Raw genomic sequence first — 19352 nt, 5'->3', positions numbered from 1 at the left:
GACGTCAGCCCGTCTCGGCGAAACCGGCGCCGGGTCGGAGATCGCCGCCCGGCACGTCGCGTCCCCGCTTGTTAGCGTGGCGGGGTGATACCTCGTGCCGGGTCCGCCGAACCGCTGACGCGGCGCACGGCACACCTCACGACGTACGACGAGCACGCGGTGACCGTCCCGCGCTCCGGCGATCGTGCGGTGGTCGCGGTGCCGCGCGGGGTAACGCCGTCGGCGGTCGCGTACTACCTGCACGGGCGGACGGGGGACGAGAAGTCGATCGACGACCGCGCCGGCCTGCGGGACGGCCTGCTGGACGCCGGCTACCTGGTCGCCAGCCCGTACGTGCACGGCGACCAGTGGGGGAACCGGCCGGCGCAGGACGCGGTGGTCGCGCTGGACGAATGGGTGTCGCATCGGTGGCCGGTGACACGCCGCTTCCTGATCGGCGAATCGATGGGCGGCAACGCCGCCGCCAACGCCGTGCGCCTGCGGGAGGTCGCGTGGGACGGCGCCGTGCTCATCGCTCCGTCGCTGTCGCTGCGCGCGGTGTGGGAACGGGGCGAACACGGACGCGACACCGTGCGGGACGCCTTCCGCGTGTCCATGGACGGGCACGACCTCGAACCGAAGACCGAGCGCTGGGACGCCGTCCGGCACGAGCCGGGAGACTATGTCGGAGTGCCGATTCGGGTGTACGCGTCGCGGGAGGACGAGGTGGCGAACATCGCCGGCGTCACGGGACCGTGGGTCGAGATGGTCCGCCGCGGCGGAGGCACAGTCGAGTTCGTCGAGGTGAGCGGACCGCACGTCTCGGACGACCACTTCCGCACCGCGGAGGTCGTGGAGTTCTTCGGATCGATCCGGTGAACGTGGGGAGGCCTTCTCGGCGAAGACCTCCCCCGTGGTCAGGCCTCGGTGCGGTGCGTGGTGTCCAGGCGGAAGATGTTGGTGAAGAAGTCCTTGACGGCCTGGATCTTCTCGTTGGTCAGCTCGATGGCGTGGCGACGCGATTCTTCGAGCGCGGTGGACATGGCGGCTTCCTTTCGTCGAGGTGGCACAGCATGGCGATCGACAGTCTGCCTCAGGATGCTGACGTACGCATGACGAACAGGTGTCCTCCGCGCAACTCGAACCGCAAGCGGGGGAGCACGTTCGGTTAACCTGGCACGATGACGACGAGCAGCGCAGACGGCCGGGTCGCGATCACTTACTGCACACAGTGCCAGTGGCTGTTGCGTGCGGCGTGGATGGCGCAGGAACTACTCGGCACGTTCGGGCAGGAACTCGGCGAGGTCGCGCTGGTCCCCGGCACCGGCGGGGTCTTCCGCATCACCGTCGACGACGAACTGATCTGGGACCGCAAGGAGCAGGGCGGCTTCCCCGACATCACCGTGCTCAAGCAATTGGTCCGGGACCGGGTGGCACCCGACCGACACCTCGGCCACAGCGACCGTAAGAGTCCCTAGGGTCAGATTCCGACCGCGCGCTCGAGGGCGCGCAGTTCGTGCCCCAGCCGGGCGGGGATCGACTTCAGGTCGGGCACCGCGCTGCGGCAGCCGGTGACCCCGAACGAGATGATGTCGTCGTTGCTGGTGCAGGTGATGTTCAGGCCCTGGCCGTCGACGGGCACCGACAGCGGGTAGATCGCGTCGAGTCGTGCCCCGTTCCAGTACAGCGGCGAGCTGGGACCCGGAACATTGGAGATGATGAGGTTGAACGGCGGGCGCACCCGCGAGTTGTGCCCGAACAGCATGCTCGCGCCGATCGGTGCCGCGCCGAGAGCGCTCATCGCGAGGATCTGCGTCGCACTCATCGTCTCGTACGCCTCCTTGCCCTCGCGCATCGACGTCCGGATGGTGTCGAGGCGGTCCGCCGGGTCGGGGAGGTGGGTGCCGAGGTTGCACATGAGCACCCCGATGTTGTTGCCGTTCGACGCCTCGCGCTGACTCTTCAGCGACACCGGCACCATAGCGATCAGCGGCTCGGCGGGCAGGGCGTTCTGATCCTCGAGGTAACTGCGGAGTGCCCCGGAGGACATCGCGAGCACGACGTCGTTGATGGTGGTGTCGGACAGCTTGGCGACGAGCCGGAGACGTTCGAGCGGCCACGACTGCGCCGCGAACTGGCGCGCACCGGTGATCGGCACGTTGAACGGGGTCCTCGGTGCGGACAGGGCGAGCGGGCCGCCCTGGTCGCGGAACGCGCGGGACACGGTGCCGGCGAGCGCGGGCACGAGCCCGGCGACCTCACCGACGGTGTCGCGGGCGGTGCGGAACGTGGAACCGGCCAGACCCGACAGGCTGAACCCCTTCGACGGCGTCCGCTGCGGCCGCGGGCCCCGCGGCTGCCACGGAGCCGGCACGTCCCGATCCTCGGAGTTCTCGCTGAGCGCGTTGCGCAGCATCTTCATCGCGGTGACGCCGTCGGCGACCGCGTGGTGGATCTTGGTGTAGACCGCGAACCGTCCGTCGCTCAGTCCCTCGATCAGGTGCATCTCCCACAACGGGCGGCTGCGGTCGAGCAGCGATCCGTGCAGCCGCGAGCAGAGTGCCATCAGCTCGGCCTCGCCCCCGGGCGCGGGCAGCGCGTCGTGCCGGATGTGGTGACCGAGGTCGATGTCGTCGACGGTCTCCCAGCTCCACTGACCGAGCGTCGAGAAGGACCGGTGGGCTCGCTTGGCGAGCCGGGGGGTGACGATCCCGTCGCCGTCGGCGAGCGCGCGGTCGAGCATCGCGCGCATGTCGTACGTGTCGGCGCCTTCCGGGAGCTGGAAGATCTCTACGCCGCCGACATGCATCGGGTGCTCACGGGACTCGCCGAGAAGGAACATCGAGTCGAGAGGGGACATGGGGAGCGGCATCTAGGGCCCTTTCCATCCCGTAGACGACTTCCCGGATCGCGGGAGGGCTCGTCTGTGGTCTGAGGTAACGGGAGATGGTGACGTTCCGTTTGTCAGGGACCACCACCGGATAACTAATTGATATGGGACGGGTCACGAAAGCGTGACGTCGTATTTCTACAGGTTTCGCGTGAGCCATGCCACTAGACAAGCGTCCAGTTTGGATGGTGTCATTCGGGTGGAGTACACCGAACGTGAACTCCGTGTGAACATCCGAATTTTGTGCACTCAGTGCGGAATTCGCGAATCCGGGCCTGCATAGGGTCGAAAGTCCCTACTCGGTAAGAATTGTGGCATGAACAAGCCATGGGCGGTTGTAAAGCACGTGCCGTTCGAGGGACCGGCGCTCGTCGGTACTTTGCTGGCGGAGCAGGGAATTCGGTACACCGAGTACCCCATGTACCGGGCGTCGGAACTCCCGGCCGTTCACGACATCGGCGGCCTCGTGGTGATGGGCGGTCCGATGGGCGCACTCGATGACGTTACCCACCCGCAACTTCCACGAGAGCGAAACTTCATCAAAGAAATTGTGGACGCCGGACTTCCGATGCTGGGAATCTGCCTCGGCGCGCAGCTTCTCGCCGCCTCGTTCGGCGGCGCGATCCGCCGGGGGCCGACCCCGGAGAACGGCGCCGGGAGGGTCACCGTGTCCGTGGACGGGACGCGCGATCCCGTGTTCGGTTCGGCCGACGCCGAGGTGCCCGTCGTCCACTGGCACGGCGACACCTTCGACCTCCCCGACGGCGCGATCGGGCTGGCGAGCAGTCACCTCTACGAGAATCAGGCGTTCGCGATCGGCCGCCGGGCGTACGGGTTGCAGTTCCACGTGGAACTGACCCGCGCGCAGCTGCCGGTGATGCAGGCCCACATGCCGCCGGACACCGCGCCGTCGGGGGAGCACATGGCCGACGTGGAAGCGGCCGGGCGGATCATCATCGGCTCGTTCCTCGACCTCGCCGAGAGCTGAGGGGATCGGGCGAGCGGTCGCCGATGAGTTTTGCGCACTGCTGCGGTCTGTATCGATGACCTTCCGCACTGGGCGGAACCCGAGAAGGAGAATCACATGCCCCGGATGCTCTTCGTGAACCTGCCGATCAAGAACCTCGACGCGACGAAGACGTTCTTCGCCGGACTCGGCTTCGAGTTCAACTCCACGTTCAGCGACGACTCCTGCACCGCCATGGTGATCAACGAGTACACGTCCGTGATGCTCCTCGTCGAGTCCCGGTTCAAGGACTTCATCGAGGGCGGCATCTGCGACACCTCGAAGTCCGTCGAGGCCCTCATGTGTATCTCCGCCGACAGCCGCGAAGAGGTCGACAGCCTTGTCGGCAAAGCCCTCGCCTCCGGCGGGACGTCGTGGGGCAAGCTCCAGGACGAAGGCTTCATGTACGGACGCGCGTTCCGTGACCTGGACGGTCACGTCTGGGAGGTCATGTGGATGGATCCGGCCGCCGTGCCGGCGTAGGGGTCAGGTGGGCGGGGTCTCCGGTAGTCCGAACTTCTCGAACAGATCGACGTCGAAGAAGCAGACGACATGGGAGACCCCGTCGGCCGTCACGTCCAGCACGTGGAGCTGGAACGGGCGGTGGACGCCGTCCTCTCCGCGCATGTACAGGCCGAGAGCCGGCTGTCCGTTGGCCGCCGTGGACACCAGACGCATGTCGCCCGCAGCCTTGGCCGGACAGTTTCCGCTGATCAGGGTGCCGATCGCGGCGCCCCCGCGATACCAGCCGTCGAACGGTGGCATCTCCCAGACGGCGTCCTTGGTGAACAGTTCGACGATCGCGTCGATGTCGTAGTCCTCGAACGCGGCGACGTAGCGGTCGAGGAGGTCGCGCTCCTCGGGGGACTCCGGTTCCACGAGAGTGTCGGCCGTCGGCGTGGCCAGCTCGAGTTGCGCACGTGCGCGCTGCAGCAGGCTGTTGACCGCCGTGGTGGTGGTACCGAGAGCCGCCGCGACCTCCGACGCCTTCCACTGCAACACGTCGCGGAGGACGAGAACCGCGCGCTGACGTGCAGGAAGATGCTGAAGGGCGGCGATGAACGCCAGCCGCACCGACTCGCGCGACGTCACGACGGTGGCGGGATCGTTCGCGTCGTCGTCGATGAGGCGGTTGGGGAGCGGCCCGAGCCACGGCACCTCGTGTCGCTCGACGAGATCGGCGGTCGGGTCGGAGTCGGGAGCACCCAGCCCGCTCGGCAGCGGACGCTTGGATTTGCTCTGCAGGGCCGTCAGGCACGTGTTGGTGGCGATCTTGTACAGCCATGTCCGCAGCGACGCCTGCTGCTGGTAGCCGTCATACCCCCGCCAGGCCCGGATGAGGGTTTCCTGCATCTGGTCTTCGGCGTCGTGAAGCGAGCCCATCATGCGATAACAATGGGCGAGCAACTCGCGCCGGTAAGGGTCGGCGAGTGCGAGGAAATCCCCGTCGAGCGACTGCGCAGCCGTCATGGTTGGAGCTTACTGCGGCCGTCCGACAGATGTCGGGCCCTCGCGCCCACCGACCCGACGGTCAGCCCAAGTTCACCATCGGCTGCCCCGTCTCGAGCAGAGTCTTCATTCCGCTCAGCACCTCGTTCCAGCCGCCGCCCGCGCCCTCGGACTCCCGCTTGCCCGCGACCATCTCGGCCAGGCCCGGTGCGTTGGTGAGGTCGTGTGTGACAGTCAGTTTCGCGACTCCGGGTCGGCTCGACTGCACGATCTCGTAGGTCAGGGTGGTGAAACCCTCCACGTTGTCGGCGTCCATCAGCATCCGCCACGTCTGCACCAGCTTCTTCGGCGGATCGGACTCGATCACCTCGCCGTCGACGATCACGTCGGGCACGCCCGGGTATTCCTTCATCGCATCGTCCGCGCGCGATCGGAACGCGCCGCCCGCGCGGAGGTCGTAGTCGACCAGGCCGCCGTAACCGTACTGCTGCGACCACTCGGGTTTGGTGATGGCATCCCAGATGGCCTCCGGCGTCGCCTTGATGTAGACCGCATAGATCTGGATTGCGTCGGCGGTAGTCATTTCTCTTCCTCCAGTTCGGCTTTCAGCTGAGCGAGCGCACTGGTGTGACGCTCGGTGTATTTGTCGATCCACCGGTTGTGGATCAGCTGTATCGGCACAGGATTGAGGTAGTGAAGTTTTTCCCGGCCGGAGCGGCGCGTGACGACGAGCCCCGCGTCTTCGAGCACACGCAGATGCTTCATGACCCCGAATCGCGTCATCTCGACCTGCGACTCGAGTTCGGTGAGCGTCTGACCATCCTGGGCGAACAATCGGTCGAGTATCAGGCGGCGGGTGGAATCGGCCAGCGCCTTGAAGACGTGATCGTCGTCCATGAATCGACAATAGGTGACCATTTGGTCACATGTCAACGCCCGTGAGTACTTATCAACCGCGGGGGGTGAGAAGTACTCACAGGGGAAGTTCGCATGCGGTTCGCGCGCGGGCCTCGGCGTGGCACTGCGGGCAGCGTCGACGCCCTCGTCCGTCCGGCGTTCGTGTCCGCGGCGCCGGGGCAGGCGATCGGCTACGGACCGCTCGTGCCGGACCCGAACCGCATTCTCTCCCTGCCGGTTGGCTCTCAGCTGTTACCGTAATCCCTAATACTTTCTAGTCCTTCCTGTTGCTATCGGATCATGCGGATCATGCGGATCGGCGAGGCGGCGGCATACCCGAGCATGTCGGTGGTGGGGGGTACGGAAGGCCGCGTCGGAGGGCCGGTTACCGTCTCGGCGTACAGGTTCCGGTCAGCGAGTCTTCGATCGGGAGGATCTCGACGTCCACCTGGGCCGACCCACACTTGGGAGTGTGTTCCAGCCGACAGGGCGGACGCGTTGTACTGCCGGGTGTCCGGCTCTACCGGTCAGGAATCCTCGCTCGCCAATCAGGAGAAGATGCTGCGCGAGAGTGCCACCGGCACCGTGTACCGGGTCTACAGGGATCGTGGTTCAGGTCTGCGGGAGACCCGGCCGGGACTGAATCGGATGCTCGACGACGCAGCCAGGGTCACTTCGCGGTGCTGCGAGTGGTGTGGCGGGATCGGTTGGCGCGGTTTGCCGGTGGCGTGGATCGAGCGTTACCTGTCGGTGGTCGGCGTTAAGGTCGAGGCCCGGCGGGAGCATGGGGACATGTCGCTGGTAGAGGAGCTGTTGGATGACGTCATGGCAGTGCTCGCGTCGTTTTCCGGCCGCTTCCACCGATTGCGGTCGAAGCGGAGTCAACGTCGGCTTCTTCGGCGATGCGCCGGCACGGTGGGAGAGGTGCTAGCTGATGGCCGATGCCGGATTCACTGCGCTGCGGCAGTTCTCGTTCACCACCCGCCCCTACCTGGCTGTCGATGACGCGACCGGTGCGCCGATCGGGCTCGACGACCTCGACGTTCGTGTCGGGTGGATGCTCGACCTGATCTGGGGCGCCGAAGCGCACCTGCTGTCGCGGCTGTGGCAACCGGCCACCTTCGATGTCCTGGCCGCCGGATGTGACAGCCGAGGCCGGAAACTGCCGATGCAAGGTCATGTCGCTGCTGCGCGTCTGGGCTGGACCCCGCACTACCCGGACGGTGTCTACGTCCCGTCGCGTGTCACGCGGGTGGTGACCGCGCAGGCGGTAGGCACTTTGCGGGCGCTGGCCTACCGAGACACCGCGATCACCGCACTGTCGGCCCGGTTCGACCCGGCCACCGGCCGCATCGCCGCACCCACTACTGCTGCGGAGTACGTCCCGTGCGGATACGCCCGAGGTGTGGTGCGGCAGCTCACCGCGCGCTCACACCGCACCGCCGGCGTGGCCGCGGAGCGCCTGCGGATCACCGACGTGCAAGCACCACCCCAGACCTCGGCGATGGCTCGGCTTTCCGCAGCGGATCGACAACTCGCACACCTCACCGTCACCGACGCCGTCATGACGTTGACCGTCACACTACCCACCACTCCCGCCCCGGAAGGACGCGCGCAGTGGCGACGAGTCCGGGTGACCGCCGCGATCCCACCGCACCTGCACGCGCGGCCGATCAGCGAGTGGCATCTCCCGACCCTTCATCTCGACCACCGAGGTCTGCTGTTGCGGTGCGCTGCCACCGAAGCAGTCCCCGCCGCGGATATGAGATCGGGAACGACGGCGGTGGGCGTGGACTGGTCCCCGTCCACACTCGGTGCTGCTGCCGTCGCCACCGAAACCCCGGATGGTCTGGTCTCGGACTATCGGGGTTTCACGTACGACGACCGCGGCCTCGGGGCGAAGCTGGCCCGCCTACAGACCGAAGGGCAGATGCTGCACCGCAAAGCTGCTCGCTTGACACGGCTGGCCGCCACCGCCCCACCGGAGGTCCGCGCCGAGCTGGAGGCGAAGATCGCCGTCCTCGACGAGCACCGCACCGCGGTGGGTGCCAAGCGGGGGAAGATCAACCGGGAACTGGCGTTCCACTTCGCCCGCCAGGCCACCGACTACGCCGTCGACGCCCAGGCGCAGCTGATCGCAGTGGAAGATCTCACCACCCTCGAGACCCGCGGGCACGGACGGGTCAACAACAACCGGGCCGCGCAGTCCGCCCGCCGCCAAGCCGTGGTCGCCCTCGCGCACACCGCCGCGGAGGTCGGCATCACCGTGGTCTCGGTGCCCGCCCGAGGATCGTCCGCATTGTGTCCGGGCTGCGACGAACCACTTGCGCGCCCCGGCGGCTACCACACCGCGTGGTGTGCATGCTGCCGGGTCGGCGGCAACCGGGACCACATCGCCGGGGTGAACCTGGCCAAACGCGCGCTCCTCGGCAAGGGCAAGGTCACCCGCCGGCGTGGGCAGTTGCCCGCGATCCGGGTCGCCGAGCACGCGCCGGTGCGCCAGTGCCGCCACAAGAAAAGTCCCACACCGCGTCGGCCGCGACACCGCCGGGTCCGCCACAGCCTGCCGATCGCACCACAGCGGATGGGGGTGACTCCGAATCAGCATGTTCCTGCATCACAAGCGTCGGTGTGGGACACGGTCAAACCCGTACCGCCGCACGGTGATGCGGGTAGCCGTGACACACGTCCATCTCCCACGCCCGCCACGCAAGTGGTAGATAGTGTGAGATCTACGTAGACGCTTTTCGTACACCGTCGTCTCCGGTTCGGGTGAGACGCGAGCAGAAACCCGTCCTCCCCCGCGCGAGCCTCCGTCTCCTCACAGGTCAGCCACGTCCCCCACGGGGTGATGCCGCCTGCGCAGTTGTTCACGGTGCCCGCGACGCTGACGTACTGGCCCTGCGGTGCGCCATCGATGCCTACCGCGGTCGTGGTCGTGCCGCCGCGCGCGCCCGTGTCGTACGTCAATCCGTCGAGAGCGGGCACGCCGAACGGTTCGTCGCTGCCGATCTCGTGATTGGTGACGAGCGTGGAACCGCCGGATCGCGCGAACACCCCGATGGCGTCGGGATCGCTCGGCACCGGTACACCACCGTCCAACTGACCACGGTTACGTCTTCGAGGTGGACCCGGCGAGTCAGGACGCGAACAGGGGAAAAAGTCCTGTGCCGCTGAAGTTCCTGGGCCGGTACGCGCACGAGGCCGTGGCGGTGGATCCGGCGTCGAGCACCATCTACCTCACGGAGGACGCGTCCGGGCCGAACGGCCTGTACTACCGGTGGACGCCGCCGCAGGGTTTCCAGGGCGGGCCGAATGCGCTGCGCGAACTCGCGCAGTCTCCGGGCGGCGACACCGCGGGCGCTCTCCAGGCGATGGCGTGCTTCCAGGGCGGAGCGCACGTCCCGGACCTGTCGCAGGCCACCGAGCCGGGAACCGTGTACGCCGTGCAGTGGGTAGGTGTGCCGGACCGTGACGCGACGAGCACGCCGGTGCGCGAGCAGTTCGGGAACGACGTCGTCACCCGCAGTCGCAAGCTGGAGGGACAGTGGTGGGGCGACGGCGGCGCCTACTTCGTCGCGAGCTACGCGCGGACCAGCGACGGCAGCGTCGCCGAGCACGACGGCCAGGTGTGGTTCTACGACCCGGCGAAGCAGACCGTCACGCTGAAGACCCTGTTCGGTGTCAATCCCGATCCCGCAGTCGACACGGGAAACTACGACGGGCCCGACAACATCACCGTCTCGCCGTACGGCGGCGTGATCCTCGCCGAGGACGGCGAAGGAATCAGCCACCTCGTGGGCGTCACGGCGGAGGGCGAGCCGTTCGTGATGGCGCGGAACGAGTTGAACGACAGCGAATTCTGCGGTCCGGCGTTCAGCGCGGACGGGAAGATCCTGTTCGCGAACATCCAGTCGCCGGGGCTGACGTTGGCGATCACGGGTCCGTGGCACCGTCCCTTGCCGTGAGTACTTGTTAACCGCCCGCGGTTAATAAGTACTCACGGGCCGGAGGCATAGACCCATCCGCGGAGCGCGAGGAACCGCAGCCCGCCGACGACGGCGCTGACGGCGATGACGAGCGCGACCTGCGCCGGGCCGTCGGCGCCGGGGAAGAGCATGTGCAGCAGGGCGAGCGCGAGTGAGCTGACGGCCAGGCCGATCAGCGCGAGGGTTCCGCCTTCCCACTGTGCGACGAACCAGCGGACGCGGTCGACGGCACGGAAGGTGAGCCGCCGGTGGAGTTCGTTGGCCAGCATCGAACTGGTCACCACGCCGACGAGGTTGGCGACGAACGACCCGTACATGTCGAGGGTGAAGAACGCGAGAGCGTAGAGCACATTGCTCGAAGTGCCCACCAGCGTGAACCGGGTCAATTGAGCGAACACGCCGCCGGCCCGCCCACGTAGAGGGGGATACGTGGGCGGGCCGACGGCGTCGTGGAACTGAACGATCATGTCATTCAGCGGATGAGGGCACCGTTGCCGGTGTCCGTCACGTGGCCGCCGCCGAGGACGCCGGCCACTTGCTCTTCGCTCAGTCCCAGCTCGCGCAGGCGATCCCAGACCGCGTCGAATTCGACGAGCTTGGCGTTGAGATCGTTACGCAGCCGGTTGACCTCGTCGCGGATCTTCTCCGCTTCGTCGATCGCTTCCAGCGTCCGCTCCGGCTGGGGCAGCAGCATGGACAGGAGACGGTCCCGGGCGTCGGCGCTCAACCCCGCGAAGGGCTGCCGCTGATCGGCGGGGGCCTCGTGCCTGCCACCGCGGACGTCGGATGACTGGATCGGTGCCGTGTCGGGCTCGAGTGCGTACTCCGGAACGGGGGCGTACTCGGGTTCCTGGACCGGCTCCTGCTCGCTCGACAGGTCGATGGTGCGACGCAGCGGGCGGTTGGGCAGCAGGATGACGGCGATCAGGGTGATGACGGCGACGACGGCGGCGATCAGGAAGATCCGGCCGGTGGCGTCTCCGTATGCGGCGCGGATGACACCCTGCACGGGGGCGGGCATGGACGTCAGGTCCAGGCTTCCGCCGCCGCTGCTCGACCCGGCGGGGATGCCGAGTTTCGCGAAACCGTCGGCCGACAGGTCGGCGACGCGGGTGGCCAGCACCGAACCGAGAACCGAGACGCCGATCGCGCCACCGAAGGTCCGGAAGAAGGCAACCGAGCTGGATGCGGCACCGATGTTCTGGACGCTGACGGTGTTCTGCACCGCGAGGACCAGGTTCTGCATCAGCATGCCCATGCCGAGACCGATGATCGCGATGTACGCGCCGACGAGGGTCAGGCTGGTCTCGTGATCGATGGTGCCGAGCAATCCGAAGCCGACGATCATCAGGACGGCGCCGCCGACGACGAACGGCTTCCACTTGCCGAAGCGGGTGATGAGCTGTCCGGATCCGACCGTGCCGAGGAGCATGCCGGCGACCATCGGGATGGTGAGCACTCCGGCCATCGTGGGGGTGTAGCCACGCGAGGTCTGGAAGTACTGGCCGAGGAACGTGGTGGAACCGAACATTCCGACACCGACGGCGACGGACGCGATAATGGCGAGTCCGGTGGTCTTCTCCGTGACGATCTTGAGCGGGATGATCGGCGACTTGGCCTTGGCTTCGACGAGGATCGTCGCGGCCAGCAGGAGCACACCGGATCCGACGTACATGACCGTTTCACGGGAGAGCCACTCGTAGTAGCCGGCCTTGCCGGCGAACGAGACCCAGATCAGCAGGATGGACACACCGGCGGTCAGCAGCAGGGCGCCGAGCCAGTCGATGGAGACGTCGTCCTTCTTCTCGGTCGCGAGGTGCAGGGTGCGCTGCAGCAGGAATAGTGCGATGACGGCGAGCGGCACGCACACGAAGAAGCACCAGCGCCAGCCGAGGGGGCTGTCGACGATGACGCCGCCGAGGATCGGGCCACCCGACATCGACACGGCCATGACGGCACCCATGTAGCCGGAGTAGCGGCCGCGCTCACGGGGAGCGACGATGGTGCCGATGATGGCGACGACGAGCGCCGTCAGGCCACCCATGCCGATGCCCTGGATGACGCGTGCGGCGAGCAGGATCGGCACGTTGTGCGCGAAGCCGGCGATCACCGAACCGATGACGAAGATGACGATCGCGCTCTGGACGAGGACCTTCTTGTTGAACAGGTCGGCGAGCTTGCCCCAGATGGGTGTCGAGGCGGCGTTGGCGAGCAGCGCGCTGGTGATGACCCAGGCGTACGCGGTCTGCGTGCCCTTCAGGTCGCCGATGATCGTGGGGAGAGCGGTGGCGACGATCGTGCTGCTCAGCAGCGCGGTGAACAGCGCGGCGAGCAGGCCCGTGAGGGCTTCGAGGATTTGGCGGTGCGTCATGGCCGTCGTTTCTTCAACCGGCGGCCGAGTCTGTGTTTCGGTCATACGCTTTGTGTTCCAATCGGGTTCGAGCTCGTGACGATCCGGTGTTCTGGATCGAAGAGTGTTTCCTTCAGGTGCCGGATGGATTCGAGGGCAATCGCTGCCTCGGTTTCGTTCCAGCCGGTCATCAACTTCTGCATTCGTGCCGCTCGCTGTGTTCTCACGTGCTTGACGTACGCCATTCCCTCCGGCGACACGCGTATTCGGAATGCGCGTCCGTCGGCGGGATCCGAGTGGCGGGTGACGTAGCCGACGTCCACCAGATCGGTGATCTGGCGACTGAGTGAGGACTGGCTGACACACAGTTCGGTGGCGAGTTCGTTCTGCCGGCATTCCCCCCGAGCCGCGAGGACGAGGAGGACCCCCGTCAACGCGCGCGGGATGTGACCGTCGCCTTCCGACACCAGGGCGTCGCGAAGCACGCGGCCGAAGAGGAAGACCTCGTCGATGAGCGCTTCGGTGGTGCCGAGAGACACGGACGGCACGGTAGGCACTGACGAGACGGACATGGCAACCCCTGAAGGACGACTTACTTGATGCAAGCAACTATATACATCGTTAGCGCAAGCAAGTAAGTCGATTCGGTGTCTGATGCATCACAAAACAAAGTGACCTATTATCTGCGTATGAATGCAGATAAGCGCGCTTGTCGGCGCCGACTCGACGAAGACCAGGTCGGGCTGGTGGTCGAGGTCTTCCGCATGCTCGCCGACGCCACCCGGGTGCAGGTGCTCTGGCAACTGGTGGGAGGCGAGCTGTCGGTGAACGAGCTGGCCGAACGGGTGGGGAAGCCGGCACCGTCCGTCTCGCAACATCTCGCAAAGCTCCGGATGGCGCGGCTGGTGCGCACGCGGAGGGAGGGAACGTCCATCTACTACAGCGTCGCCAACGAGCACGTGCAGCAGTTGGTCACCGACGCCGTGTTCAATGCCGAGCACGCGGGCCCCGGCATCCCGGGACATCACCGCGCCACCGGCGACCTGCAGGTCATCCACGAGGGCGCAGACCTCGCCGCGGAGGGAGACGGCTCGTGAACGGCCACGGACATTCCCATGAGCACGGCCACGGCCACGGACATTCGGGCGGCGTCCGCGGGGCGATCCGCGAGATCTTCGCCCCGCACAGCCACGACTCCGCGGACAGCGTCGACGACGCGCTCGAGGCGAGCGAGATCGGGATCCGCGCGGTGAAGATCAGCCTGGTGGTGCTGGGAGTCACCGCCCTCGCCCAGGTGATCGTGGTGGCGCTGTCCGGGTCCGTCGCGCTCGCCGCCGACACCGTGCACAACTTCTCCGACGCGCTGACGGCGGTCCCGCTGTGGATCGCGTTCGCCCTCGGACGGCGGGCGGCCACCCGGCGATTCACCTACGGCTACGGCCGGGCCGAAGACCTCGCCGGGTTGTTCGTCGTGGTGATGATCGCGTTGTCCGCGGTCGTCGCGGGTGTGGAGGCGACCCGCCGCCTCCTCGATCCGGTGCCCATCCACCACCTCGGGTGGGTGGCCCTCGCCGGTGTCATCGGATTCGCCGGCAACGAATGGGTGGCGCTGTACCGCATCCGGGTCGGCAGGCGGATCGGCTCCGCCGCGCTCGTCGCCGACGGGTTGCACGCACGGACCGACGGATTCACCTCCCTCGCCGTGGTATTGGGCGCCGGCGGTGTCGCGGTCGGGTTTCCGCTCGCCGACCCGGTGGTGGGCCTGGTCATCACGGCCGCGATCCTGCTCGTGCTGCGGACTGCGGCGCGCGACGTGTTCCGGCGGCTGATGGACGGCGTCGACCCGGGACTGGTCGACGTCGCCGAACGGGCCCTCGCCGCCGAACCGGGGGTGGTCGGGGTGCGGAGTGTGAAGATGCGCTGGATCGGGCACCACCTGCATGCCGACGCCGAACTCGACATCGATCCCTCGACCAGCCTGCGCGACGCGCACCGCGTGGCGCACACCGCTGAACACACACTCACCCATGCGGTTCCGAAGCTGAGTACCGCCCTCATCCACGCCTATCCGGCGCACGACGCGGAGACGGTCGGTCAGACGGCGTGACTCGCAGTCATCGCCGGTCGGGGCCGGTGGCGACCGGCCGCCCGGGATCGGACGACCACTGCGACCAGGACCCCGGATACAGGGCGGCGTCGACGCCGGCGAGCGCGAGCGCCGCAACCTGGTGGGCCGCCGTCACACCCGATCCGCAGTACACGCCGACGGGACGTCCGGGTTCGGCGCCGACCGCGGCGAACCGTTCGCGCAGCGCCTCGGCAGGCGCGAACCGTCCGTCGGGCCCGAGATTCTCGGACGTCGGGACGCTGCGGGCACCGGGAATGTGCCCTGCGCGGGGATCGACGGGTTCGGTCTCGCCCGAGTACCTCTCGGCGGCACGGGCATCGAGAAGGCGACCGTGGGTGGCGAGTTCGGCGGCCTCGTCCGCGGTCAGCGTCGGCAGGTGGCCCGCGGTGAGCACGACGTCACCGGGCAGTCGTGGGTGCTCGTCGCCGGATCGGACGGGGTGGCCCGCCGACGTCCACGCGCCGAGACCGCCGTCGAGCATCGTCACGTCGGCAACTCCGGCCCAGCGCAGCAGCCACCACGCCCGCGCGGCGGCGAGGTTCCCCGTGGCGTCGTAGACCACGACCGGAGTGCCGGCCCGGACACCCCACCGGCGCGCGGCGTCCTGGAGGTCCGTCACCGTCGGCAGCGGATGCCGGCCCAGCTCCGGGGACCCCGGGGCGGCCAGTTCGGTGTCCAGATCGACGAACACGGCACCGGGAATGTGCGCGTCGAGGTAGTGCTGCCTGCCTTCGGTGTCGCCGAGCGCCCACCGCACGTCGAGAAGGACCGGCGGAGCGTCGCTGCTCAGCGATTCCGCCAACTCGTCGATCGTCACCACAGTGCTCATCGCACCACTGTCGCACAACGAAGGTTCGGTGTGCCGCGCTGCTGCTCGCGGCCGCGGTGTTCAGGCTGGCCGGGTGTCAGATCAGCCTCGACGCGCGGGTGCTCGCCCGTACGGTTGCCGCACAGGCGCGGCAATCGGCAGTTCGGGGATCGGCCGCGTCACCGGGAACGAGTCGAGTGTGAACGTGTTGCCGTGATGGGCGAGCTGAACCGGTTCGCCGGACAGCAGGCGGTAGATTGCGGTCTTGGCGCGGATGTCCACGTGGATCTGGCTGCCCCGCACCGTCATCCGGAATGACAGATTGACAAGCTGCGGTGGGATCCGCGGTGCGAACGAGATGTTGCCGCCGTGGTCGCGCATCCCACCGAATCCCGCGACGCACGCCATCCACGTCCCGGCGAGTGAGGCGATGTGCAATCCGTTCTCCACGTTGGCGTGGAGGTCGTGGAGATCGGTCAGAGCGGCCTCGGCGAGGTAGTCGTAGGCGAGTTGAAGTTGCCCGACCTCGGCGGCCATCACGGACTGCACGCACGCCGACAGGGACGAGTCCCGAACCGTCAGTGCCTCGTAGTAGGCGAAATTGGCGATCTTCTGTTCGTGGGTGAAGGCGTCGCCCCGAAGATACATCGCCAGCACCAGGTCGGCCTGCTTCACCACCTGCTTGCGGTAGAGATCGAAGTACGGGTAGTGGAGCAGCAGCGGATAGTGCTCGGGTGGTGTGCCTTCGAAGTCCCACTCGGCGTGGTGCGTGAAGGCGTCGGATTGCTGGTGGACGCCGAGAGCGTCATCGAACGGGATGCGCATGTGCTCGGCGGCATCTCGCCAGAGTGCTGCTTCCTCGTCGTCCACACCGAGCTCGCGCGCCCGGCCGGGGCGTCTCTCGCAGGCGGCCGCCGCGTCGTGCAGATTCTTCTGCGCCATGAGATTGGTGAACACGTTGTTGTCGGCGACGGCGGTGTATTCGTCCGGCCCGGTGACACCGTCGATTCGGAACTCGCCCTGCGCATTGTGATGGCCGAGCGACGTCCACAGCCGGGCGGTCTCCACGAGCAGTTCGACGCCGCATTCGGCTTCGAACTCCTCGTCCCCGGTCGCGGCCAGGTACCGGGATGTTGCCGCGGCGACATCGGCACCCACGTGGAAGGCCGCGGTTCCCGCGGGCCAGTAGCCCGAGCATTCTTCGCCGTCGATCGAGCGCCACGGGAACACGGCACCTGCCTGCCCCAGTTGTACGGCGCGGTTCTTCGCCTTGTCGAGCGTGGAGTGCCGCCAGCGCAGCGCGTCGCGGGCCGAGTCCGGCACCGTGTACGTGAGCAGCGGGAGGACGAACGTCTCGGTGTCCCAGAACGCATGCCCGTCGTATCCGGGCCCGGTCAGGCCCTTCGCCGGGATCGCCCGCGATTCACCGCGGGCACCGGCCTGCAGCACGTGGAACAGCGCGAACCGCACCGCCTGCTGCAGTTCCGCGTCGCCGTCGATCTCGACGTCCGCTGTCTCCCAGAAGGCGTCGAGATACTCGCGCTGGCGTTTCAGCAGGGTGTCCCAGCCGGTTTCGAGCGCTCCGGCCAGCGCCCCCTCCACCTGGCCGCGCAGGGCCGGAGTCGAGCGCCGCGCCGACCACCCGTACGCCAGGTATTTCGTCACCTTCAGGCGTTCACCCTGGGGGATGTCGACGGCCACGGTGAGCCGAGCCAGATCCTCCTCGGTCTCGATGCTGCACCGCCCGTTGGCGGGGTAGTCGACCTCGTGGTCCATCCCCGCGGCCATCCGCAGTCCCGACGCACGCGTGTGGTGGGCGAGGACCGCCCTGAGGTCGTGGGCGGCAGCGAAATCGGAGACCAATGGAGTATCCAGGGCGGCAGCGACTCGCGGGTCGTCCGTGCGGGCCGGGATGTGTTCGTTGGCGAGCAGATCCGACTGCAGGACGAGTTCGATGTCGCCGTCGAGCGGCTCGACCTCGTAACGGATGGCGGCGACCGCACGCGAGGTGAACGAGACCAGACGTTCCGAGTGGATGCGCACCCGGCGTCCGGTCGGCGACGTCCACTCGGTGGTGCGGCGCAGGGTGCCCGAGCGGAAGTCGAGGACGCGCTCGTGCGCCGGTGCACTCCCGTACCGCATGTCCAGGGGCTCGTCCTCGACGAGCAGGCGGATGATGCTGCCGTCGGTCACGTTCACTACGGTCTGCCCGTCCTCGGGGTAGCCGTAGCCCGCCTCCGCATATGGCAGGGGACGTTGCTCGTAGAACCCGTTGAGGTAGGTGCCCGGGAGTCCGCGCGGTTCACCCTCCTCGAACGTGCCACGAATCCCGATGTGTCCGTTGGACAGTGCGAAGGTGGATTCGGTGGCGTGCAGCGCCTCCAGATCCAGTCCGCGCCAGCGCAGCTGCCACGGCGAGATCTCGTAGCCCTTGTCGTCCATGCTCACCTTTCCAGGAGTTCGGCCAGGTCGTTCACCACCACGTCGGCGCCGTGCTCACGTAACGCCTCGGCCTGATCGTTGCGATTCACCCCGACGACGTAGCCGAATTGGCCTGCCCGCCCCGCTTCCACTCCGGACAGGGCGTCCTCGAAAACGGCCGCCTGATCGGGATGCACGTTGAGGGCGCGGGCGGCCGCGAGAAACGAATCCGGCGCGGGTTTCCCGCGGAGACCCTGCTCGCTGATCACCACCCCGTCGATGCGGACGTGCACGTAGCGGCTGAGATCGGCCGCGTCGAGGACGGCCTTGCCGTTCGCAGACGACGTGACGACGGCGATCTTCAGGCCGGCGTCGTACGCCGCGCTGATGTAGCGGACCGAACCGGGATAGGGGCTGACGCCCTCCTCCTCGATGACTTTCAGCAGCAGCCGGTTCTTGCTGTTCCCGACACCGTTCACGGTCTCGGCGCCGGGTGGATCATCCGGCGACCCCTCCGGCAACGTGATGTTGCGGGACGTGAGAAAGGTCCGGACCCCGTCGGCGCGGGGACGTCCGTCGACGTAGTCGTAGTAGTCCTGGTCGGTGAACGGCCGGAAGTTGGCGCCCTCGCGATGCTTCAGGAACTCGTCGAACGTGCGTTTCCACGCCTTCCGGTGCAGCACCGCCGTTGCCGTGAGCACACCATCGAGATCGAACAAGCAGGCCGAGATAGCATCAGGCAGTCCCATCACCTCCCCGACGGTACCGCCGTCGGCGGCGGTTTCGCTGAGGCGCGCGCAAATCCCGCACTCGAACGGACCCATCAGGTCGTTGACTTCCAGTCGAGGGCGGTCGAATACTGAGAGTTCCCACCGACTGTTGCGGAGTGCACCGTGAACATGGAGGAACCGGCCCCGTCGGAGCACGTGAAATCCCTCGCCGTTCGCGCGATGGAGATCATGGCGAACGGAAGCCGCGCCGATTTCGATTCCGTCGTCCACTCGGGCGCATTCAACCGGGAGAGCGCGACGGAACCCCCGCGGACGCGAGGGCGTGGACCCGACGCGTTCTACGCTACCGCCGTGTGGCTGCGCTCCGCGTTCGCCGAGCTGCGGTTCGACGTCGAGCATGTCGTCGTCGAGGGCGACCTCGCCGTCGTCTACACGATCATGAAGGGCAGGCACGTCGGACCATTCGTCGTCTACGACGAGCAGGGGTCGATCGACCAGGTGTTCGCGCCCACGGGACGATCGTTGGCGGTCAACCAGTCGCACTGGTTGCGCGTCGAAGACGGCCGCGTCATCGAGCACTGGGCCACCCGGGACGACCTCGGTCAGGCGGTCCAGCTGGGCTGGGTGCCGCCGACGCCGCTGTCGATGGTCCGGAATGCCTGGGCCAAACGTGCAGCGCGCAGGAACGCGGAGAGCTGAGCCGC

Annotated in this window: 21 protein-coding genes; 10 read left to right on the top strand and 11 right to left on the bottom strand. The window is 67.5% G+C overall.

All coding sequences use genetic code 11. From position 1 onward, the window contains the following. The first annotated feature begins 84 nt into the window (after nt 1-84). A complete protein-coding gene (locus JVH1_RS09630) occupies nt 85-858 on the top strand; it encodes a S9 family peptidase (RefSeq protein WP_009478373.1) in 774 nt (257 codons plus the stop codon). Nucleotides 859-896: 38 nt separating this feature from the next. On the opposite strand, the gene JVH1_RS09625 is transcribed toward JVH1_RS09630, so the two are convergent. Continuing rightward, the gene (locus JVH1_RS09625) at nt 897-1022 is read right to left on the bottom strand and encodes a hypothetical protein (RefSeq protein ID WP_005257351.1); all 126 of its coding nucleotides are present in this window, start codon (nt 1020-1022) and stop codon (nt 897-899) included. 138 nt (nt 1023-1160) lie between these two features. On the opposite strand from JVH1_RS09625, the gene JVH1_RS09620 reads away from it, so the two are divergent. Continuing rightward, nucleotides 1161-1457: a SelT/SelW/SelH family protein gene (locus JVH1_RS09620; protein WP_009478374.1), complete on the top strand. Its 297-nt coding sequence runs from the start codon at nt 1161-1163 to the stop codon at nt 1455-1457. Nucleotides 1458-1459: 2 nt separating this feature from the next. On the opposite strand, the gene JVH1_RS09615 is transcribed toward JVH1_RS09620, so the two are convergent. Further along, nucleotides 1460-2851 (bottom strand): wax ester/triacylglycerol synthase family O-acyltransferase, encoded by a 1392-nt coding sequence (locus tag JVH1_RS09615; protein ID WP_009478375.1) that lies wholly within the window; start codon nt 2849-2851, stop codon nt 1460-1462. Between the two features lie 334 nt (nt 2852-3185). On the opposite strand from JVH1_RS09615, the gene JVH1_RS09610 reads away from it, so the two are divergent. Both JVH1_RS09610 and JVH1_RS09605 read left to right on the top strand, forming a co-directional pair. After that, the gene (locus JVH1_RS09610) at nt 3186-3857 is read left to right on the top strand and encodes a type 1 glutamine amidotransferase (protein WP_043781240.1); all 672 of its coding nucleotides are present in this window, start codon (nt 3186-3188) and stop codon (nt 3855-3857) included. Nucleotides 3858-3953: 96 nt separating this feature from the next. Beyond that, entirely contained in the window at nt 3954-4358 is a 405-nt protein-coding gene (locus JVH1_RS09605) for a VOC family protein (RefSeq protein ID WP_009478377.1), read from the top strand. 3 nt (nt 4359-4361) lie between these two features. On the opposite strand, the gene JVH1_RS09600 is transcribed toward JVH1_RS09605, so the two are convergent. The 3 genes from JVH1_RS09600 to JVH1_RS09590 all read right to left on the bottom strand — a co-directional run bounded on the left by JVH1_RS09600 (nt 4362) and on the right by JVH1_RS09590 (nt 6221). Next, nucleotides 4362-5345: a sigma-70 family RNA polymerase sigma factor gene (locus JVH1_RS09600; protein ID WP_009478378.1), complete on the bottom strand. Its 984-nt coding sequence runs from the start codon at nt 5343-5345 to the stop codon at nt 4362-4364. Nucleotides 5346-5406: 61 nt separating this feature from the next. Then, the gene (locus tag JVH1_RS09595; RefSeq protein WP_009478379.1) at nt 5407-5907 is read right to left on the bottom strand and encodes an SRPBCC family protein; all 501 of its coding nucleotides are present in this window, start codon (nt 5905-5907) and stop codon (nt 5407-5409) included. Further along, complete coding sequence (locus JVH1_RS09590) at nt 5904-6221, bottom strand: helix-turn-helix transcriptional regulator (protein WP_005573288.1); 318 nt, start codon at nt 6219-6221, stop codon at nt 5904-5906. Before JVH1_RS09590 ends, JVH1_RS09595 begins: the two co-directional genes overlap by 4 nt. A gap of 300 nt (nt 6222-6521) precedes the next feature. Here JVH1_RS09590 and JVH1_RS09585 point away from each other — a divergent pair, with 300 nt between their 5' ends. The 3 genes from JVH1_RS09585 (at nt 6522) to JVH1_RS09575 (ending at nt 10189) form a co-directional block, all read left to right on the top strand. Next, nucleotides 6522-7226: a recombinase family protein gene (locus JVH1_RS09585; protein ID WP_371112971.1), complete on the top strand. Its 705-nt coding sequence runs from the start codon at nt 6522-6524 to the stop codon at nt 7224-7226. Then, nucleotides 7156-8961: a zinc ribbon domain-containing protein gene (locus JVH1_RS09580; protein WP_371112970.1), complete on the top strand. Its 1806-nt coding sequence runs from the start codon at nt 7156-7158 to the stop codon at nt 8959-8961. Before JVH1_RS09585 ends, JVH1_RS09580 begins: the two co-directional genes overlap by 71 nt. 385 nt (nt 8962-9346) lie before the next feature. Then, the gene (locus tag JVH1_RS09575; RefSeq protein ID WP_157174075.1) at nt 9347-10189 is read left to right on the top strand and encodes an alkaline phosphatase PhoX; all 843 of its coding nucleotides are present in this window, start codon (nt 9347-9349) and stop codon (nt 10187-10189) included. Nucleotides 10190-10221: 32 nt separating this feature from the next. Here JVH1_RS09575 and JVH1_RS09570 read toward each other — a convergent pair whose 3' ends face one another. Genes JVH1_RS09570 through JVH1_RS09560 form a run of 3 tightly spaced genes read right to left on the bottom strand, consistent with a single transcriptional unit; the run spans nt 10222 to nt 13132 of the window. After that, on the bottom strand, nt 10222-10677 hold the full coding sequence (locus JVH1_RS09570; protein WP_005238131.1) for a GtrA family protein: 456 nt from the start codon (nt 10675-10677) through the stop codon (nt 10222-10224). A gap of 5 nt (nt 10678-10682) precedes the next feature. Then, the gene (locus JVH1_RS09565; RefSeq protein WP_009478692.1) at nt 10683-12626 is read right to left on the bottom strand and encodes an MDR family MFS transporter; all 1944 of its coding nucleotides are present in this window, start codon (nt 12624-12626) and stop codon (nt 10683-10685) included. Beyond that, entirely contained in the window at nt 12623-13132 is a 510-nt protein-coding gene (locus JVH1_RS09560) for a MarR family winged helix-turn-helix transcriptional regulator (RefSeq protein WP_016883656.1), read from the bottom strand. The genes JVH1_RS09565 and JVH1_RS09560 overlap by 4 nt, the downstream gene beginning before the upstream one ends. A 117-nt stretch (nt 13133-13249) precedes the next feature. Between JVH1_RS09560 and JVH1_RS09555 the strand changes: the two genes are divergently transcribed. Further along, the gene (locus tag JVH1_RS09555) at nt 13250-13657 is read left to right on the top strand and encodes a metalloregulator ArsR/SmtB family transcription factor (protein WP_051033783.1); all 408 of its coding nucleotides are present in this window, start codon (nt 13250-13252) and stop codon (nt 13655-13657) included. Then, nucleotides 13654-14667 (top strand): cation diffusion facilitator family transporter, encoded by a 1014-nt coding sequence (locus tag JVH1_RS09550; protein WP_009478695.1) that lies wholly within the window; start codon nt 13654-13656, stop codon nt 14665-14667. The genes JVH1_RS09555 and JVH1_RS09550 overlap by 4 nt, the downstream gene beginning before the upstream one ends. 7 nt (nt 14668-14674) lie before the next feature. Here JVH1_RS09550 and JVH1_RS09545 read toward each other — a convergent pair whose 3' ends face one another. The 3 genes from JVH1_RS09545 to JVH1_RS09535 form a co-directional block, all read right to left on the bottom strand. Continuing rightward, a complete protein-coding gene (locus tag JVH1_RS09545) occupies nt 14675-15508 on the bottom strand; it encodes a sulfurtransferase (RefSeq protein ID WP_009478696.1) in 834 nt (277 codons plus the stop codon). Nucleotides 15509-15598: 90 nt separating this feature from the next. Then, nucleotides 15599-17938, bottom strand: coding sequence for a glycoside hydrolase family 65 protein (locus tag JVH1_RS09540; protein ID WP_009478697.1), 2340 nt, complete (start codon nt 17936-17938; stop codon nt 15599-15601). Nucleotides 17939-17940: 2 nt separating this feature from the next. Continuing rightward, the gene (locus JVH1_RS09535; protein WP_083849859.1) at nt 17941-18666 is read right to left on the bottom strand and encodes an HAD family phosphatase; all 726 of its coding nucleotides are present in this window, start codon (nt 18664-18666) and stop codon (nt 17941-17943) included. A 150-nt stretch (nt 18667-18816) separates the two neighbouring features. On the opposite strand from JVH1_RS09535, the gene JVH1_RS09530 reads away from it, so the two are divergent. After that, nucleotides 18817-19347, top strand: coding sequence for an ester cyclase (locus tag JVH1_RS09530; RefSeq protein WP_043781532.1), 531 nt, complete (start codon nt 18817-18819; stop codon nt 19345-19347). Nucleotides 19348-19352: the final 5 nt, after the last annotated feature.

Source organism: Rhodococcus sp. JVH1 (assembly GCF_000280725.2).
GTDB classification, from domain to species: Bacteria; Actinomycetota; Actinomycetes; order Mycobacteriales; family Mycobacteriaceae; genus Rhodococcus_F; species Rhodococcus_F jostii_A.
The sequence above is the reverse complement of the archived record's forward strand: the minus strand, read 5'-3'. Positions and strand labels throughout refer to the sequence as shown.

What these genes read in the sequence shown, in the direction of transcription:
- JVH1_RS09625 (WP_005257351.1), bottom strand. Translation starts at nt 1,022, where the DNA reads ATGTCCACCGCGCTCGAAGAATCGCGTCGCCACGCCATCGAGCTGACC.
- JVH1_RS09620 (WP_009478374.1), top strand. Translation starts at nt 1,161, where the DNA reads ATGACGACGAGCAGCGCAGACGGCCGGGTCGCGATCACTTACTGCACA.
- JVH1_RS09615 (WP_009478375.1), bottom strand. Translation starts at nt 2,851, where the DNA reads ATGCCGCTCCCCATGTCCCCTCTCGACTCGATGTTCCTTCTCGGCGAG.
- JVH1_RS09610 (WP_043781240.1), top strand. Translation starts at nt 3,186, where the DNA reads ATGAACAAGCCATGGGCGGTTGTAAAGCACGTGCCGTTCGAGGGACCG.
- JVH1_RS09605 (WP_009478377.1), top strand. Translation starts at nt 3,954, where the DNA reads ATGCCCCGGATGCTCTTCGTGAACCTGCCGATCAAGAACCTCGACGCG.
- JVH1_RS09600 (WP_009478378.1), bottom strand. Translation starts at nt 5,345, where the DNA reads ATGACGGCTGCGCAGTCGCTCGACGGGGATTTCCTCGCACTCGCCGAC.
- JVH1_RS09595 (WP_009478379.1), bottom strand. Translation starts at nt 5,907, where the DNA reads ATGACTACCGCCGACGCAATCCAGATCTATGCGGTCTACATCAAGGCG.
- JVH1_RS09590 (WP_005573288.1), bottom strand. Translation starts at nt 6,221, where the DNA reads ATGGACGACGATCACGTCTTCAAGGCGCTGGCCGATTCCACCCGCCGC.
- JVH1_RS09585 (WP_371112971.1), top strand. Translation starts at nt 6,522, where the DNA reads ATGCGGATCATGCGGATCGGCGAGGCGGCGGCATACCCGAGCATGTCG.
- JVH1_RS09580 (WP_371112970.1), top strand. Translation starts at nt 7,156, where the DNA reads ATGGCCGATGCCGGATTCACTGCGCTGCGGCAGTTCTCGTTCACCACC.
- JVH1_RS09570 (WP_005238131.1), bottom strand. Translation starts at nt 10,677, where the DNA reads ATGATCGTTCAGTTCCACGACGCCGTCGGCCCGCCCACGTATCCCCCT.
- JVH1_RS09565 (WP_009478692.1), bottom strand. Translation starts at nt 12,626, where the DNA reads ATGACCGAAACACAGACTCGGCCGCCGGTTGAAGAAACGACGGCCATG.
- JVH1_RS09560 (WP_016883656.1), bottom strand. Translation starts at nt 13,132, where the DNA reads ATGTCCGTCTCGTCAGTGCCTACCGTGCCGTCCGTGTCTCTCGGCACC.
- JVH1_RS09555 (WP_051033783.1), top strand. Translation starts at nt 13,250, where the DNA reads ATGAATGCAGATAAGCGCGCTTGTCGGCGCCGACTCGACGAAGACCAG.
- JVH1_RS09540 (WP_009478697.1), bottom strand. Translation starts at nt 17,938, where the DNA reads ATGGACGACAAGGGCTACGAGATCTCGCCGTGGCAGCTGCGCTGGCGC.
- JVH1_RS09535 (WP_083849859.1), bottom strand. Translation starts at nt 18,666, where the DNA reads ATGGGACTGCCTGATGCTATCTCGGCCTGCTTGTTCGATCTCGATGGT.
- JVH1_RS09530 (WP_043781532.1), top strand. Translation starts at nt 18,817, where the DNA reads ATGGAGGAACCGGCCCCGTCGGAGCACGTGAAATCCCTCGCCGTTCGC.